This window comes from Amycolatopsis sp. NPDC034160 (genome assembly GCF_055575355.1).
Window position 1 is genome coordinate 52,332 of sequence record NZ_JBVISU010000029.1, and the last position, 16,964, is coordinate 69,295.

Below are 16,964 nucleotides of genomic sequence, written 5' to 3' on the forward strand. Positions count from 1 at the left end.
CAGTATCGGCGTTCAGAGGGGCGCCGGGCCATCGCGTTTCTCCGGCGAGCGCAACGCCACCCCGGCGACGACGGCCAGCGTGCCGAGCGCCTCGGGAAGGGTCGGGACCTGCTTCAGCCAGAGGAAGCCGATGACGCCCGCCGTGACCGGCAGCAACGCGAGCAGCAGCGCGAACCGTGCCTGCCCGGCCTTGCGCAGGACCACCTGATCCAGCGCGTACGGCACTACGGTCGAGAGCACGCCGACCCCGATGCCCAACAACAGCAGGCGTGGCGAAGCCCACACCGCGCCCGTGCCGAGAGCCAACGGCGAGAGCACCACGGTGCCGACGGCGAACCCGACGGCCAGCCCGTCGATCCCGTTCCCGCCGACCGCGACCCGCTTCCCCAGCAGGATGTACCCGGCCCAGGCGGCCGCCGCGCCCAGCGCGAAGAGCACGCCGAGCAGGCTGCCTTCGAGCCGGACGTCCGCGATGGCCACGACACCGGCCACCACCAGCAGCAACGCGAAGACGTCGCGGCGGGTGCGCGAGCCGAACGCCGCGACCAGCACGGGTCCGGCGAACTCCAGCGCGACGGCCGTGCCCAGCGGCAACCGCGCGATCGCCTCGTAGAAGAGCACGTTCATCCCGGCGGTGACGACGCCGAACGCGCCGGCGAGCAGGAACGTGCGGCCGGTCCACGCCGAACGGGGTGGCCTCCGCCACGCCAGGAGCACGACCGCGGCCCCGAGACAGCGGAGCCAGGCCACCCCCGCGGGTGAGGCGACCGAAAAGAGACCTACGGCGACGGCCGCGCCGGCGTACATGGAAATTCCGCTGAGAACGAACAAGACCGGGGCCGGGACGCTCGAGAGGCGGTTCCGGACGACTGCGATACCCACTCCCGCATGGTGCCTGACATGGGAAAAGGCGGGTGCGGGGGGAGTCTTCTCCTACGTTGCGTGATTACGCTACGGCATCCGAGGTAATTACCAGTGACAAATGAGACACCCAGGCGGGAACACTTGCGGCCCGCCAAACGTCTGGAAGAGTGGAAGCACGAACACGGCGGGGCCCGGAACGAACGTTTCAGGCATCAGTGCCGAAGTGGTCGTAGCTGGATCGATGGCACCGGGTCACCGGTGCCGGGACGGAGGGAGACTCCAATGACTTCACCGACGCTCACCCGCCCCGAACTGACCGCTGCCGACCGATGCGACCGGTGTGGAGCTGCAGCCCAGGTTCGAGCCATTCTCAGCACCGGTGGCGAGTTGCTCTTCTGTGGTCACCACGCCCGCGCACACGAAACGAAGCTCAAAGAAATGTCCGCGGACATTCAGCGGTAACCACCAGTCCACGACCACCCGGCGGCCGATCGCTCCCCATGGAGCGGTCGGCCGCCCTGTTTTGCCCGGCGGCAGGTCGTTTCCGTCCGGTGGTGCGGTGCGGCGCAGGTCGAAGCAGGCCTAGCAAAAACATACATACTGCGTGTATGTTTCCCCGCATGACCAGCGATCCTCTTGGCGAGACGCACGAGGTGGACCTCGGCACCGCCCGCATTCGTTACCGCGACCGCGGCGAAGGCCCTCCCGTGGTCTTCGTGCACGGCCTGCTGACGAACGGCCTGCTCTGGCGCAAGGTGGCCCCCGCGGTCGCCGACGCCGGCTTCCGCTGCCTGACCCCGGACTGGCCGCTGGGCTCCCACGAGATCCCGGTCCCTGAGGCCGACCTGAGCCCGCCCGGCGTCGCGGCGCTCATCGCCCGGTTCCTGGAAGTGCTCGACCTGACCGACGTCACGGTGGTCGCCAACGACACCGGCGGCGCGCTCACGCAGTTGCTCATGACCACCTCTCCCGAACGCGTCGGCCGGGTCGTGCTGACCCCGTCGGACTCCTTCGAGCGGTTCCTTCCGCCGATGTTCGCCGGGCTGAGCGTGCTGGCCCGGCTGCCCGGCGGACTCTGGCCGGTGTTCCAGGCGATGCGCTCACGACGGCTGCTGAAGGCGACGAAGTTCGTGTGGCTGGCCAAGCATCCGGTCCCCGACCATGTCCTCGACGCCTACCTGCTGCCCAGCAGGCGGGAGCCGGCGATCCGCGAGGACGTCGTGCGATTCACCGCCGCGATCGACAAGCGCTACACGCTGACCGCGTCCGAGCGGCTCTCCGCGTTCGAGAAGCCCGTGCTGCTGGTGTGGGCGCCCGAGGACCGGCATTTCCCGCTGTGGCTGGGCAGGAAGCTCGCCGCTGTCCTGCCGAACGCCGAGCTGAAGACGATCGAGGACTCCTACGCCTTCGTGCCGGAGGACCAGCCGGAGCGGCTGAGCGCCATGGTGGTGGAATTCCTGGGTGCCCACGCCACGACGTAGCCAGACCGAGCGCTCTCAGTCGACGCAGACCGCCCTCATCGCGGCGGCGCGGCCCCTGTTCGCCGAACAGGGCTACGCCGCCGTGCCCGCCGACGAGATCGTCCGGGCGGCAGGTGTCACCCGCGGCGCGCTCTATCACCACTTCGGGGACAAGCAGGGGCTCTTCCGCGCCGTGGTCGAGCAGCTCGAAACGGAGATCACCGACGAGCTCAAGGTCGTCCTGCGGGCCGGGGAGGATCCCTGGACGGCCGCGCTCGCGGCTTTGGCACGGTTTCTCGACGTCTGCGTGCGACCCGAAGTCGTCCAGATCTCGTTCACCGACGCGCTCGCCGTACTGGGCTGGCAGGAGTGGCGCGCGATCGAGCAGCGGTACGGGCTGGGGCTGATCACGGAGATTTTGGAGTCGGTCGCCGCCGACGGGAAGCTGATTCCGGCACCGATCCCGGAACTGGCGCAACTGGTGATGACCGCCTGCGGCGAGGCGGCGCTGATGATCGCGCACGCCGAGGAACCCGAAGCGGCGAAGGCGCGGTGCCTGCAGGCGCTGGTGGCCCTGCTGTCAGGCCTCGTGAAGGACCGCGTTTAGTCCTCTGAATGCGGTACTTGCACACGCAACGACCGCATTCAGAGGACTGAATGCGAGCTAGACGGTGTCCAGGATCATCTCGAAAGCCGCTTCGGCGGCGCCGAGGAGTTTCGCGTCGACGCCCAGCGCCGAACTCACGATCTGCGTCCCGCCGACAGCCCGGCTGACCAGGCTCCGCCGCCGGACCTCGGCCGCGACCGAGCCCACCACCGAATCCGGCAGCGCGGTGAACAGGCCACCCAGCACGACCAGCTGCGGGCCGAGCAGGTTGACGACGTTCACCAGCCCCACCGTCAGCCATTCCGAGAACTCCGAAAGCCGCTCCTCGGCCGCCTGCGGGTCACGCCCCAGTTCGCGTAGTTCGACCAGGATCACCCCGCGCGGGGTCTCCTCCGGCAGGTCGAGCGCGCGGCAGAGGGCCGCCTCGCCGACCTCGGTCTCCCAGCAGCCCCTGGAGCCGCAGTAGCAGGGACGGCCGCCGGGCCGGACCGCCATATGCCCGATCTCGCCGACGTAGCCGGCGCCGCCGCGCAGCGACGAGCCGTCCGCGATGATCCCTCCCCCGACACCGACGTCCGCGGAGACGTAGACGGCGTCGGACGAGCCCCGCGCGGCACCGCGCAGGTGTTCGGCGATGGCGCCGAGCTCGGCGTCGTTGCCGACGAGGATGGGAATGCGCAGCACACCGCCGAGCCGTTCCCCGAGCGACACGTCGGTCCAGCGCAGGTTGGGCGCCTCGTGCACGTGCCCGTCCGCCCGGCGGACGACGCCGGGCACGGACACCCCCGCGGCGATCGGCTGCACACCGAGGTCACCGGCCAGCATGGTGGTCGACTCGATCACATGCGTGATCACCTCGTCGGCTTCCCGCATCCGGCCGCGGAGGTTCCAGCTGTTGCGTCCGAGGATCTGGCCGCCGAACCCGATCAGCGCGATCGCCACGTGTTCGACCTGGAGGTCGACCGCGAGCACCACCGCCGCGTGCGGCTGCGGCAGGACCAGGAGCGAGGGGCGGCCCGCCCCTCGTCCCGGCCTCGGGACCCTCTCCTCGACGACGCCCGCTTCCGCGAGCCCGTCGACGAGGGTCTTGATGGTGCTGCGGTTGAGCCCCAGCTCGGTCGCCAGGGTCGCCCTCGTGCTCGGGCCGCTGACGTGCAGCAACCGGAGCAAGGTCGTGCGGTTGTGCCTGCGCACCTCGTCTGGTCGTGCAACGGGTGTGCTGGTCACGGACTTCATCATTCCATGCGGGCTCAGCGCGGTGACGCAGCCGCGCGGCGCCGGGACAGCGCGTCCACCGTTGCCGCGAGCAACAGCACCAGCCCGGTGACGATGTTGACCACCGCCGCCGACTGCTTCAGCAGGCCGAGCGCGTTCTCCACCACCGCGAGGACCAGGCCACCGATCACCGCGTCGACCACTCGGCCCTTGCCGCCGAACAGCGACGTGCCGCCGATGACCGCGGCACCGACCGCGAACAGCAGCGTGTTGAGGCCACCGGCCTGCGGGTCGACCGAGCCGACCTTCGACGAGTAGACGATCGCGCCGATCGCCGCCACCGCCGAGCAGATGACGAACACCGACGCCCGGATCTTCTCGACGTTGATACCGGCACGGCGCGCCGCCTCGCGGTTGCCGCCGACGGCGTAGATGTGGCGGCCGTACTGCGTGCGGTTGAGCACGTAGGTACCGAGCACCAGCAGGCCGAGCACGATCGGCACGACGTACGGGACGCCGGAGATCACGACGTTCGGGTTGGGCGCGCGGTTCAGCGTCAGCAGATAGGTCGCCACCGCGGCGATCACCGCGATCGCGCCGACCTTGAACAGCACCATCGGCGTCGGCTGGGTGACCAGGCCGCGTTTGAGCCGGGAGAAGTGCTGCCCGAGGGACACCGCGGCGAAACCACCGGCGGCGATCAGGAAGAGGACCCAACTGCCCACTGTGGACAGATTGCCGTTGGCGACCTTGAAGAGCACGTCCGACGTGCTGATGCCGAGCGTGCCGCCCTCACCGATGAACTGCAGGATGACGCCTTGCCAGGCAAGGAAAAGCGCCAGCGTCACGACGAACGAGGGCATGCCGATCTTCGAGACCAGGAACCCGGTCAGGACACCGATCGCGCCACCGACGCTGATCGCGAGCAGGATCTCGATCCACGGGTTGGCCGCGGTTCCGGACAGCACCAGCGCGATGGCGAGCACCGCGAAGCCGACACCCGCCCAGATCCGCAGGATCACCCCGAGCAGACCGGCGATCGCGAGGACGACGAGGAACGCGATGAACACGCCGTTCCCCATCCCGCCCAGCAGGTTTCCGTCACGCACGTAGTGCATCGCGAGGACGGCGGCGGTGACCCCGGACGCGGTACCCGCGGACAGGTCGATCTCGCCGAGCAGCAGCACGAACACGATGCCCATCGCGATGATCGCCTTGCCGGCGCCCTGCGCCAGCAGGTTCGCGATGTTGTTCATCGTCAGGAACGTGTCCGACAGCGAGGCGAACACGATCACCAGCACGAACAGGCCGAGCAGCGCCGGGAGCGAACCCAGCTGCCCCGCCTTGAGCCGGGAGAAGTAGTCGCCGATCGCCTCGCCTGTTGACATCGATGTCGTGTCGATGCCGAAGTCCGTGATGGCCGCCGACGGGTTGAGCGCGGCGGCCGTCGACTTGCCCCCCTCCGGCGAGGCGGGCTTTGCAGTCTCAGTCATTTTTTCGTTCTTTCTCGCCTCGGTCAGAGGACGGCGGCTTCGGGGCGGGCAAGGCCGAGGTCGCCGGAGCGGCCGGCGGTGATCAGTTCCACGACCTGGCCGTGGGTGACGTCCTTGGTGTGCACGTTGGCGACGAGGCGGCCGAGGTAGAGCACCGCGATGCGGTCCGCGACCTCGAACACGTCGGCCATGTTGTGGCTGATCAGCACCACACCGAGGCCCTGCTCGGCGAGTCGGCGGACCAGGTCGAGCACCTGACGGGTCTGCGCGACGCCGAGCGCGGCCGTCGGCTCGTCGAGCAGGACGACCTTGGAGTCCCACAGCACGGATTTGGCGATCGCGACGGTCTGCCGCTGTCCGCCGGAAAGCGCCGAAACCGGGGTGCGGACGGACTTCACGGTGCGGACCGAAAGCGACGCGAGCGTCTCGCGGGCGGCCTTTTCCATGCTGGCCTCGTCGAGCAGCCATTTGCTGCCGCGTTCCCGGCCGAGGAACATGTTCTGCACGATGTCGAGGTTCTCCGCGAGGGCGAGGTCCTGGTAGACGACCTCGATCCCGAGATCCGCGGCGTCACGCGGGCCGTGGATGTGGACGGGCCTGCCCTGGAACCTCACCGTGCCGGAGTCGTAGCCGTGGATGCCGGCGATCGACTTGACCAGGGTGGACTTGCCGGCACCGTTGTCGCCGACCAGCGCGGTGACCTCACCGGCCCGCACGTCGAAGTCCACGTCGTGGAGGACGTGGACCGGTCCGAAGCTCTTGTTGATCTGCCTCAGTTCGAGGATCGGTTCACTCATGGGGGTTCTCGAATTCTCCCGGCTGGGTACCGGGCCGGGGCGCACTGTCGGGAGGCGCGCCCCGGCCCGGTTGTCTGGATTTAACGGGTCAGGAGATACCGAGCTGCGTGCACGCCGCGGCCAGCTCGCCGCCACAGATCTCGGCCGCCTTGACGTAGCCCTGCGTCACGACCTCCTTGACACCGTCCTTGGTGGTCAGCTTCGGGTCGAGGAGCACGGACTTGACCTCGCGGTTGCCCTTCGGGTCCTTCGCCTTGGCGGTGGCCAGCGCGTCGGCGCCCGCCTTGTCGCCCTTGGCCAGCAGGACGGCGAGCTTCGCCGCGGCCTCGGCCTCTTCCTTGATCGGCTTGAAGACGGTCATGTACTGGTCGCCGCGCAGGATGGCCATGAGGCCGTCCGCGGTGGCGTCCTGGCCGGTGACCGGGACCTTGCCGTTGAGGCCGTTCTTCTTCAGCACGGTGATGACCGCGCCCGCGAGACCGTCGTTCGCGGCGACGACGCCGTCGACCTTGCCCTTGTTGTCGGTCAGGATCTGCTCGAAGGTCTGACCGCCCTTCTGGTTGTCCCAGTTGTCGATGGCCTGTTCGCGCACGAGCTTCAGGTCGCCGCTGGCGAACTTCGGTTGCAGCACGGACTTCTGGCCGTTCGCGAACAGCGTCGCGTTGTTGTCGGTCGGGGCACCCTCGATCATGACGACCTCGGCGCCCTTCTTGTCCTTCAGCGCGTCGGCGAGACCCTGGCCCTGCAGCTGGCCGACCTTCTCGTTGTCGAACGAGACGTAGTAGTCGGAGCTGCCGCCGAGGTTCAGGCGGTCGTAGTCGATCGTCGGGATGCCGGCGGCCTGCGCCTTGCGGGCGACCGCCGCGCCGACCTCGCTGTTGATCGAGGCGATGATCAGGACCTTGACGTTCTGCCCGATCATGCCGTCGGCCAGCGTGGTGAACTTCTGCACGTCGCCCTGCGCGTTCTGGACGTCGGCCTCGAAGCCCGCGTCCTTCAGCGCTTTGCTCAGGTACGGCTTGTCGAAGGCCTCCCAGCGCGCGGAAGACGCGGTCTCCGGAAGAATCACGCCGACCTTGCCACCGGTGGCGGCGCCGCCGGGCGCGGGGGCGGACTGCGAGGAATTGCCGCTCCCGGAGTCCGCGGTGTTGGCGCCACAGGCGGAGAGCACCAGACCGGCGCCCACTGTCGCGGCGAGGAGGGTAAGGGTTCTGCTGCGCATCCTCGAACCTTTCCGAATCTTGCTCGCGGGCGGCGATCCAGGAGGACCCGTCGCACCATCGCGCATATGTTGTGGGCGACAACATATGCCGCCGAAAGGCTTTGGCGGAAGACGGCTGAATCGATTAAGCCTCATCAAATGGACACGGTTTGGCAACGTGGCCGTAGCACGGCGTACGAAGTCCAGGCGCGCTGACAGGGTGACCGCCACCACTCACGAAGGGTGACCAGCGGTGCCGATCCCCTTGGTCCCAAACGCTATGAAAGGTCCTTTCCTTGCAAATTTTGCAAGGAAAGGACCTTTCATAGCGTTTGGTACGGAGCGCTACCAGGAACGCAGGGTGACGATCCGCTCTTCGAGCTGCTCCACCGTCGCCATCGCGGTGGGCGGTCCGCCGCACACCCGGCGCAGTTCGTTGTGGATCGCGCCGTGCGGTTTCTTGGTCCGGTGGTGGTACACGCCGACGAGGGCGTTGAGCTCCTTGCGGAGGCTGCCGAGCCGTTCGCTCACCGACTGCGGCCGCGCCACCGGCGCCTGCTGCTCGGCCTTGGGCTTGCGCCGCTTCTCGTCCGAGAGCTGCTCTTCCTGCCGCTTCCGCAGCAGGGCGCGGACCTGGTCCGGTTCGAGCAGACCCGGCAGACCGAGGTACTCCTGTTCCTCGTCGGAACCGGAGAACACCGCGGTGCCGAAGGAGTTGCCGTCGTAGATGACCTGGTCGAGTTCGGCGGAGGCGCCCAGCGAGGTGAACGCCTTCTCCTCTTCGCCCGGCTCGTCCTCGGTGCGGTTGGCCTGGGCGAGGAGCTCGTCCTCCCAGCCTTCCTTCTCCCGGTGCGGCTTGCCGAGGACGTGGTCGCGCTGGGCTTCCAGCTCACTGGCGAGTTCCAGCAACACCGGCACGCTCGGCAGGAAGACCGAAGCGGTCTCGCCGGGCTTGCGCGAACGCACGTACCGGCCGATGGCCTGCGCGAAGAACAGCGGGGTCGACGCGCTGGTGGCGTAGACGCCGACGGCCAGGCGCGGGACGTCGACGCCTTCGGACACCATCCGGACCGCGACGAGCCAGCGGTCGGTCGAGTCGGAGAACTCCTTGATCCGGCCGGACGCCTTGGGGTCGTCGGAGAGGACGACCGTCGGGTTCTGGCCGGAGATGCGCTGCAGGATCTTGGCGTAGGCGCGCGCGGATTCCTGGTCGGTGGCGATCACCAGGCCACCGGCGTCCGGGATGCCGTTGGCGCGCAACTGCGCGAGACGGGTGTCGGCGGCCTGCAGGACCGCCGGGATCCATTCGCCCGCCGGGTCGAGCGCCGTGCGCCAGGCCCGCGCGTTCTGCTCGGCCGTCAGGGGCTCGCCGAGCCGCGCGGTGAACTCCTCCCCCGCGCTCGTGCGCCAGGAGGCCTCACCGGAGTAGGCGAGGAAGACGACCGGCCGGACCACGCCGTCGGCGAGCGCGTCGGCGTAACCGTAGGCATGGTCGGCCTTGCTGCGCTGGAAACCCGAGCCGTCGGGCTCGTAGGTAACGAACGGGATCTGCGAGTCGTCGCTGCGGAACGGCGTCCCGGTCAGCGCCAGACGGCGGACGGCGGGCGTGAACGCCTCGCGGACCGCGTCGCCCCAGGACTTCGCGTCACCGCCGTGGTGGATCTCGTCGAGGATGACCAGGGTCTTGCGGTTCTCGGTGCGCACGCGGTGCAGCGTCGGATGCGCCGCGACCTGCGCGTAGGTGACCGCGACACCTTGGTAATCCCGCGAGGTGGCACCGGTGCCGTTGCGGAAGTTCGAGTCGATCGCGATCCCCGCGGCCGCCGCCGAAGCGGCCCACTGGTGCTTCAGGTGCTCCGTCGGCGCGACGATGGTGATCGCTTCGACGGTCCGGTCGCTCAGCAGCTCGGCGGCGATCCGGAGACCGAACACCGTCTTGCCCGCGCCCGGCGTCGCGACCGCCAGGAAGTCCTTCGGCTTCTTCGTCAGGTACTTCGTCAGCGCGCGGCGCTGCCAGGCACGCAGCGGCCTGGCGGTGCTGTCCTTCGCCGCGGGAGGCGCGCCCAACGTGCCACGATCACGTTCCACTGTTTCCGACATGCCGGTCACCTCCCTCTCTCCCCGCAAAAGCACTGCTCACCGCTGTCTGACAAGCACTGTGTCCGACAAGCAAAAGCCCCCACTTTGGTATCCGGCCGCGACGCCGGCGCCTGAGGTGAGGGCACTGGAGTGAGCCTACCCGCCGGGCCCGTGGAACGCCGGAAGCGCCACCCCCGTTGTCGGTTTACTCACCCCAAATGCCAGGGGTGACGAGCCGAATGCCGCGGCATGGACCATGCTGGAGACCGTCAAGGGCGCTCGGCGCTGGCGGAGGAGCTGCATGAGCGAGGAGAACGGCCGGGAAGAGTCGGCCGCTGGGGTCGCGAAGGTCCGCAGAGGTCCGTTGCGCCTGCTCAGCCGCACGCTCAACAAGGCGTGGGAAGGCAACATCTTCTCCGAGGCCGCCGAAGCCGCGTTTTGGCAGACGCTGTCGCTGCCGCCGCTGCTGCTCGGGCTCCTCGGTTGCCTCGGTTTCGTCGGCGACTGGTTCGGCCAGGAGGTCGTGACCGCGGTCCACGACCGGATCATCACCTTCAGCAAGACGATCTTCAGCGACAACGCCGTCCACGACATCATCGAACCGACGGTCAACAGCATCCTGTTCGTCGGCAAGGGCGAGATCGTCTCGATAGGCTTCCTGATCTCCCTCTGGGCGGGTTCGTCGGCGATGTCGTCGTTCGTCGACGCGATCACCGTGGCGCACGACCAGTACGGCGTCCGCAACGACGTCTGGCAGCGGATCTTCGCGCTGCTGCTGTACATGGCCGGGCTGGTCATCCTGGTGGTCGGGCTGCCGCTGCTGGCGATCGGACCGGACCTGCTCCCCCAGTTCTTCCCGAACGACTGGCGCGGCACGGTTTCGTACTGGGTCGGCACGCTGTACTACCCGGTTCTCGGGGGCATGATCGTGCTGGCGCTCACCACGCTCTACAAGCTCTCCCTGCCGCGCCGCCTGCCGTGGCACCGCGGCCTGCCGGGCGCGATGCTCGCCATGATCGTGTTCCTGCTCTCCAGTGTCGGCCTGCGCGTCTACCTCAACTGGATCACCAAGACCGGCTACACCTACGGCGCGCTCGCCGCGCCGATCGCGTTCCTGCTGCTGATGTTCTTCATCGGGCTCGCGGTGGTCGGCGGCGCCTACTTCAACAGCGCGATCCAGGAACTGTGGCCCGCCAAGGCGACCAAACGCCAGCGCCGGAAGTGGCGGCGGCTGGAGATGGAACGGGCCAGCGAACGGATCCGCGCCGAGGAGGGCCGCAAACGGTGGGAGCGGACCACCGTCCCGCTGCGGGATCCCCGTCAGGACGACGAACCCGAATCAGAACAGTCCGTGAACGAAGAAACGCAGCCCGAAGCCGGTCAGGTGACCGAACGGCGAAATTGACGCCGGAGGGGGGATGCCCTCATCCCGAAGTCGTACCCCGAGTTCCACCCGTGGTGTGAATCCACTCCACCCCCCACCATGAAAAGCTCGGCCTAACCCGCCCGTCCCGAGCCATTCCTGGGGGAGACCGTCATGTCCACGCTGGCCAGACTGAGCCTGCGCAACCGAAGTCTCATCGGGCTGCTCGCCCTGGTGGTGATCGGCTTCGGCGCCTTCGCCCTGCCGCAGCTGAAGCAGCAGCTGTTCCCGTCGCTGCAGTTCCCGCAGGCGCAGATCATCACGCCCTATTCGGGCGCTTCGCCGGACGCGGTGGACCGGCAAGTCACCGAGCCGCTCGAAGGCGGGCTTCAGGGCTTGAAGGGGCTCGAAGAGCTGAACTCGACGTCATCAGAGGGCCTGTCGCGGATCACCGCGCAGTTCGAGTTCGGCACGGACATCGACGCCGCCGTCGGGCAGATCCAGCGCGTCGTCGACGGGGTCAAGGCCCGGCTGCCGCAGAACACCGAGCCGTCGGTGTCGGCGGGGTCCACCGACGACCTCCCGGTGGTGCTGCTCGCCGCCGGGACCTCCGGGGACCCGCAAGCGCTCGCCCCCGCGCTGACGGGGGAGGTCGCGCCCGAACTGCGCAAGATCGACGGCGTCCGCGAGGTCGAGGTGACCGGCGCGCGGCAGCCGCGGGTCACCATCGCCCTGGACTACGCGAAGCTGGCCGCGGCGGGCATCGACCCGTCGTCGATCGCCACGACCCTGCAGACCGCCGGTGCCGCCGTCCCCGCCGGGACACTGACCGAGGGCGACAAGACGCTCACCGTCCAGGTCGGCGGCGGACCGACCACAGTGGACACGATCCGGGACCTTTACCTCACGCCGACACCGCGTCCCGGTGCCCCCGCGGGCAAGCCGGTCAAACTGGGTGACGTCGCGGACGTCCAGGCGGGGTTCGCGCCGCCGACGTCGATCACGCGCACCAACGGCAAACCGAGCCTCGGCCTCTCGATCACCATGGTGGAGAACGGGAACGCCGTCGCGATCTCGGATACGGTGCGGGACAAGCTGCCTGAACTGTCGAAGAAGATCGGCGCCGAGATGAGCGTCGTGTTCGACCAGGGCACCCCGGTCAAGGACGCGATCAGCGGGCTGACCACCGAAGGCCTGCTGGGGCTGGCGTTCGCGGTCCTGGTGATCCTGCTGTTCCTGATGTCGCTGCGGTCCACGCTCGTGACGGCGGTGTCTATCCCGCTTTCGGTGGTGGTGGCGCTGCTGGCGCTGTGGACCGGCGATCTTTCGCTGAACCTGCTCACCCTCGGCGCGCTCACCATCGCGATCGGCCGGGTGGTCGACGACTCGATCGTGGTGCTGGAGAACATCAAACGACATCTGGCGTACGGCGAGGAAAAAGAGCGCGCGGTGCTCGACGGCGTGCGCGAGGTGGCGGGCGCGGTGACGTCGTCCACCCTCACCACCGTCGCGGTGTTCCTGCCGATCGCCTTCGTCGGCGGATTCGTCGGCGAACTGTTCTCTCCGTTCGCGATCACCGTCACCGTGGCGCTGCTGGCCTCACTGCTGGTCTCGCTGACGATCGTGCCGGTGCTGGCGTACTGGTTCCTCAAGCCGCCCAAGACGCCGTCGAACGACCACGAGGCCGACCTCACGCGTCAGGCGGCCGAGGACAAGGAGCGCCGCGGGCTGCTCCAGCGCGGATACGTGCCGGTGATCCGGTTCGCCACCCGGCGGCGCGTCACCGTGGTCCTGCTGGCGCTGATCATCTTCGGCGGCACGGTGGGGTTGGCGTCGCGGCTGAACACGAACTTCCTGGACCAGTCGGGCTCGACGACGCTGAGCCTTTCGCAGAAGTTGCCGCCCGGTACCAGTTCCGAGGCCAAGGAGAAGGCCGCCGGCGCGGTGGAGCAGGCGCTCGCCGCCGAACCCGCCGTCGAGACCTACCAGGTGAGCATCGGCGGGGGTGGCTTCTTCGGTGGCGGCGGGACGGCGACCACCATCCAGGTCACCGTCGCCAAGGACACCGACCTCGACGCGCTCTCGGAGCGGTTGCGGGGCAAGCTCGACAAGCCGGAACTCGGCGAGGTCAAGATCGGCGCGGAAGCGGGCGGGTTCAACTCGGACCAGGTCTCGATCACCGTCACCGCCCCCGACGAGGCCACGCTGAAGCCCGCCGCCGAGCAGGTCCGCCAAGCCCTGTCGGAGGTGCCGGACCTCACCGAGGTGACCAGTGACCTCGCGCAGGGCTCGCCGCGGGTGCAGGTCGAGGTCGACGCCGCCCAGGCCGCCGCGAGCGGGCTTTCGGCGACGTCGATCGGCCAGATCGCGAACCAGGCCATCGCCGGTCGCACGGTGACCCAGTTGCCGGTGGACGGGCAGCGCACGGACATCGTGCTGCGCGCGGGCACGGCGGCCCCGGTTTCGGTGGACGCGATCAAGGCGCTGCCGATCCCGGGCGCCACCGGCGTCGTCCGGCTGGACTCCGTCGCGAAGGTGTCCACTGTGGACGGCCCGGCCGCGGTGCACCGCACGTCGGGTGAGCTGAGCACCACGGTCACCGCGAAGAACACCGGTGCGGACCTGGCCGCCACCACGAAGACCATTCAGTCCAAACTGGACGCTCTGACCTTCACCGGTGGCGCGGCGTACAAGCTCGGCGGGGTCAGCGAGGATCAGCAGGAGGCGTTCGGGAACCTGTTCCTCGCGTTGCTGGCCGCGATCGCGATCGTGTACCTGATCATGGTCGCGACGTTCCGCAGCCTGCTCCAGCCGCTGATCCTGCTGGTGTCGATCCCGTTCGCGGCGACCGGCGCGATCGGGCTGCTGCTGGCCACCGGGACCGCGCTCGGCCTGCCCGCGCTGATCGGGATGCTGATGCTCGTCGGCATCGTGGTGACCAACGCGATCGTGCTGATCGACCTGATCAACCAGTACCGGGCTTCGGGGATGAGTGTCGCCGAGGCGGTGACCGAAGGCGGCAGGCGGCGGCTGCGGCCGATCCTGATGACCGCGGCCGCGACCATCTTCGCGCTGGTCCCGATGGCGCTCGGCCTGACCGGACAGGGTGGGTTCATCGGCCAGCCGCTCGCGATCGTGGTCATCGGCGGGCTGGTCAGCTCGACACTGCTGACGCTGATCCTGGTGCCGACGTTGTACACGATGGTCGAGACCCGGAAAGAGAAGCGCCGCGCGAAGAAGGACGCGAAGCGGTCCTCGGCACCGGCCTCCGAAACGCTGACCCCAGAGCCGGCTTCGTAGGTGGCTCGTGAGTGGTAATGACGGTTAGAGCCAAACGTGTTTAGGTACCTTCGGGGGTGAGTTCGGTAGCGGCCAGTCCGTGAAGGACTCCTTCCCTCGGCTGAGCCGAGGAAACTGACCTTCACACCTTCCCCAGTACATGATGGCCCCCTTCCTTGCGCCTAGCGCAAGGAAGGGGGCCATCATGTACTTCGCTCGACAAGCCCGCAGGCCACGAGCAGGTGGTACCTATTGAGGGGTAAGGCAAAGGTGTCGTGGTCGGGAGGGGGCCTGTGACGTTGGACGTCAGGCTTCGGCACTGTGCGGTGGCGTCCCGAAGGTGTCGCGAAAGCCACTTTCGGGACATCACATGTCCTGAAAGTGGCTTTCGCGACAATGTCCCCAATGCGGCATTGGAGACATCCGGCCGCGGCGCGAGCCGACGTCGCTCGCAACACGACACGTTGCCTTACCCCTCAATAAGAGGGTTCGGTTAGAACCGTCATTACCACTCACGAGACCGGTGTCACGCCTTCCGGAACCGCCAGGTCTTGCTGTCGAAGGCCACACACCAGGACGGCGAAAGCACGACGACCCGCAGGGTCCCGTCGGCGGCGACGTCGACGCCTTCGGTCTCGAAGTTCCCGCTACAGGTGCTTTTCAAGGGCAACTGCCCCAGCGAGGTCACCCGCCCGGTCACGTCCGCGCCGGACAGCACACCGGAGAGATCCACCTGCAGCAACGGCTTGGTGGTCCCGAACAGCGAGCCTTCGGGATCGTCGGACGCGCACAGCAGCCGCGTCGCGGTGACGAAGTCGCAGCCCTGGATGTCCCGCACTGGCCGGTCGAGCCGGATCGCGGACGCGTACGGCAGATTCGCCGCCGGGTTCGTGTGCGCGACGCCGGGCATCGGGTGCACGAGCAGCCGGTCCATCGTGCCCCACTCACCCGCCACCATCCAGCGCGCGTCGGGGGTCACGGCGGCGAACGAGTTGTTGTTCGCCTCCCACGATTCCAGCGCGTGGGTGTAGTTCGCCCAGGTCCCGGTGGGTGACTCGACGCGGAAGAGCTTCGCGCCCCTGTCGTCGCGCTGGTACGGCTCGACGTACCAGCCTTGCGCCGAACCCGGATCACCGACGTGGTTCCAGCCCTGCGACGACAGGTTCACCGGAACCGTCGCGATCCCGGTATAGCGGAAGAGGGTCCCGGACGGCCGCTCGATGGTGGCCAGGCCCTGGCCCTCGTCGAGCGGGCGGGCGTTGTCCGAGCCGACGGTGGTCCAGCCCGTCACGGCTTGGGCGACGGCTGGGGAGAACACCGCGACCAACGCGGCGATGGCGAGCACGATCCCGGTTCTACGCATGAAGGCTCCGTCCCGGCGGGTTTTCGCTGGCGGGTACTGAATTACCAGCGAAAACCGGGCCGGGCAGCCACCATGTGAAGGATTTTCAGATTTTGTCCGGTTTCGGACACCGGACGTCCAGGTGTCAGTCGCCCGGCTTGAGACCGTCGTAGATCTTCTTGCAGTCCGGGCAGACCGGCGAACCGGGCTTCGCCGACTTCGTCACCGGGAAGACCTCACCGCACAGCGCCACCACGTGCGTTCCCATGACCGCGCTCTCGGCGATCTTGTTCTTGCGCACGTAGTGGAACATCTTCGGCGCGTCGTCGTCGGTGCCGTCGGTGCCCTCGGGACGGGTATCCGGCTTCGGAAGGGTCTGTGTGCTCACCCCTCCATAATGCCCCAAATCCTCCTGCGCACACCGGGGACCTGGCAGGATCTCGCCCATGTTCCAGAAGGTGCTCGCGACGTTCGGTTCGGGCGGGGCGAAGATCGACGCCCGGCTGCTCGACCGCACGGTCTCCCCCGGCCGCCCGGTGCGCGGCGAAGTCCTGCTGCTCGGCGGGGAAGTCGATCAAGAGATCAACGGTCTCGCGGTGAAGCTGCTCGCCCGCGTCCAGCTCCCGGACGAGCGCGATCCCGGCGTCGAGGACCTCGAGTTCGGCACCCAGCAGCTGGCCGGTCGCGAGCGCGTCGCGGCCGGGCAGCAGGTCCGCATCCCGTTCGAGGTCGCCCTTCCCTGGGAGACGCCGATCTCCAGCGTCTTCGGCAAGCCGCTGCCCGGGATGGCCGTCGGTCTCCAGACCAGCCTCGACATCGCGAACTCCGTCACCGACCCGGTCGACGTCGACGGCGCCGCCATCGAACCGCTGCCCGCGCAGAAGCGGATCCTGGACGCCTTCAGCCGGATCGGTTTCGTCTTCGGCGAAGCCGTGTTGGAACGCGGTCGGATCAACGGCGCGACGCAGCAGCTGCCGTTCTTCCAAGAGATCCGGTTCACCCCTTCGCCGCGATTCGCGCCCGTCTTCACCTCGGTGGCGGTGACCTTCCTGTCGTCCGCCATCCAGACGCAGGTCGTGCTGGAGGTGACCAAGCGGGTCCGGGTGTCGAAGAGCGGCGGGTTCGGCGGACGCGGACAGGAGTTCCTCGGCCTGTTCAAGGTCGACCACGCCGCGTTGGAACGGGTCAACTGGGAACCGCAGATCGAAGGCTGGCTGCACGAGGTGGCCAAAGCGCGCGGGATCTTCGACTGAGCACGGGAGAC

General features: G+C 68.4%; 14 protein-coding genes. 6 read left to right on the plus strand and 8 right to left on the minus strand.

Going from position 1 to position 16,964, the window contains the following annotated elements:
* Positions 1–12: 12 nt before the first annotated feature.
* Entirely contained in the window at positions 13–807 is a 795-nt protein-coding gene (locus ACZ54P_RS36385) for an EamA family transporter (RefSeq protein ID WP_465466200.1), read from the minus strand.
* A gap of 339 nt (positions 808–1,146) precedes the next feature.
* Here ACZ54P_RS36385 and ACZ54P_RS36390 point away from each other — a divergent pair, with 339 nt between their 5' ends.
* The 3 genes from ACZ54P_RS36390 to ACZ54P_RS36400 all read left to right on the plus strand — a co-directional run bounded on the left by ACZ54P_RS36390 (position 1,147) and on the right by ACZ54P_RS36400 (position 2,931).
* Positions 1,147–1,326 (plus strand): DUF7455 domain-containing protein, encoded by a 180-nt coding sequence (locus ACZ54P_RS36390; RefSeq protein ID WP_016332937.1) that lies wholly within the window; start codon positions 1,147–1,149, stop codon positions 1,324–1,326.
* Between the two features lie 158 nt (positions 1,327–1,484).
* Positions 1,485–2,345, plus strand: coding sequence for an alpha/beta fold hydrolase (locus tag ACZ54P_RS36395; protein WP_465466153.1), 861 nt, complete (start codon positions 1,485–1,487; stop codon positions 2,343–2,345).
* Positions 2,326–2,931: a TetR/AcrR family transcriptional regulator gene (locus ACZ54P_RS36400; protein ID WP_465466154.1), complete on the plus strand. Its 606-nt coding sequence runs from the start codon at positions 2,326–2,328 to the stop codon at positions 2,929–2,931. The genes ACZ54P_RS36395 and ACZ54P_RS36400 overlap by 20 nt, the downstream gene beginning before the upstream one ends.
* Positions 2,932–2,988: 57 nt before the next feature.
* On the opposite strand, the gene ACZ54P_RS36405 is transcribed toward ACZ54P_RS36400, so the two are convergent.
* From ACZ54P_RS36405 to ACZ54P_RS36425, 5 genes are all read right to left on the minus strand, one after another.
* Entirely contained in the window at positions 2,989–4,170 is a 1,182-nt protein-coding gene (locus ACZ54P_RS36405) for an ROK family protein (RefSeq protein WP_465466155.1), read from the minus strand.
* Positions 4,171–4,181: 11 nt separating this feature from the next.
* On the minus strand, positions 4,182–5,639 hold the full coding sequence (locus ACZ54P_RS36410) for a sugar ABC transporter permease (RefSeq protein ID WP_465466156.1): 1,458 nt from the start codon (positions 5,637–5,639) through the stop codon (positions 4,182–4,184).
* A 23-nt stretch (positions 5,640–5,662) separates the two neighbouring features.
* Positions 5,663–6,436: an ATP-binding cassette domain-containing protein gene (locus ACZ54P_RS36415; RefSeq protein ID WP_465466157.1), complete on the minus strand. Its 774-nt coding sequence runs from the start codon at positions 6,434–6,436 to the stop codon at positions 5,663–5,665.
* Positions 6,437–6,524: 88 nt separating this feature from the next.
* Positions 6,525–7,658 carry a sugar ABC transporter substrate-binding protein gene (locus tag ACZ54P_RS36420; RefSeq protein ID WP_465466158.1) on the minus strand — a complete coding sequence of 378 codons (1,134 nt, stop codon included), beginning with the start codon at positions 7,656–7,658 and terminating at the stop codon, positions 6,525–6,527.
* 324 nt (positions 7,659–7,982) lie between these two features.
* Complete coding sequence (locus ACZ54P_RS36425; RefSeq protein WP_465466159.1) at positions 7,983–9,737, minus strand: DEAD/DEAH box helicase; 1,755 nt, start codon at positions 9,735–9,737, stop codon at positions 7,983–7,985.
* 280 nt (positions 9,738–10,017) lie between these two features.
* Between ACZ54P_RS36425 and ACZ54P_RS36430 the strand changes: the two genes are divergently transcribed.
* Both ACZ54P_RS36430 and ACZ54P_RS36435 read left to right on the plus strand, forming a co-directional pair.
* Positions 10,018–11,121 carry a YihY/virulence factor BrkB family protein gene (locus ACZ54P_RS36430; RefSeq protein ID WP_465466160.1) on the plus strand — a complete coding sequence of 368 codons (1,104 nt, stop codon included), beginning with the start codon at positions 10,018–10,020 and terminating at the stop codon, positions 11,119–11,121.
* Between the two features lie 132 nt (positions 11,122–11,253).
* Entirely contained in the window at positions 11,254–14,379 is a 3,126-nt protein-coding gene (locus tag ACZ54P_RS36435) for an efflux RND transporter permease subunit (protein WP_465466161.1), read from the plus strand.
* A 505-nt stretch (positions 14,380–14,884) separates the two neighbouring features.
* Here ACZ54P_RS36435 and ACZ54P_RS36440 read toward each other — a convergent pair.
* The gene (locus tag ACZ54P_RS36440) at positions 14,885–15,721 is read right to left on the minus strand and encodes a hypothetical protein (RefSeq protein ID WP_465466162.1); all 837 of its coding nucleotides are present in this window, start codon (positions 15,719–15,721) and stop codon (positions 14,885–14,887) included.
* 124 nt (positions 15,722–15,845) lie between these two features.
* Positions 15,846–16,088 carry a DUF3039 domain-containing protein gene (locus tag ACZ54P_RS36445; RefSeq protein ID WP_005164469.1) on the minus strand — a complete coding sequence of 81 codons (243 nt, stop codon included), beginning with the start codon at positions 16,086–16,088 and terminating at the stop codon, positions 15,846–15,848.
* A 58-nt stretch (positions 16,089–16,146) separates the two neighbouring features.
* Here ACZ54P_RS36445 and ACZ54P_RS36450 point away from each other — a divergent pair, with 58 nt between their 5' ends.
* On the plus strand, positions 16,147–16,953 hold the full coding sequence (locus ACZ54P_RS36450; RefSeq protein ID WP_465466163.1) for a sporulation protein: 807 nt from the start codon (positions 16,147–16,149) through the stop codon (positions 16,951–16,953).
* Positions 16,954–16,964 lie beyond the last annotated feature (11 nt).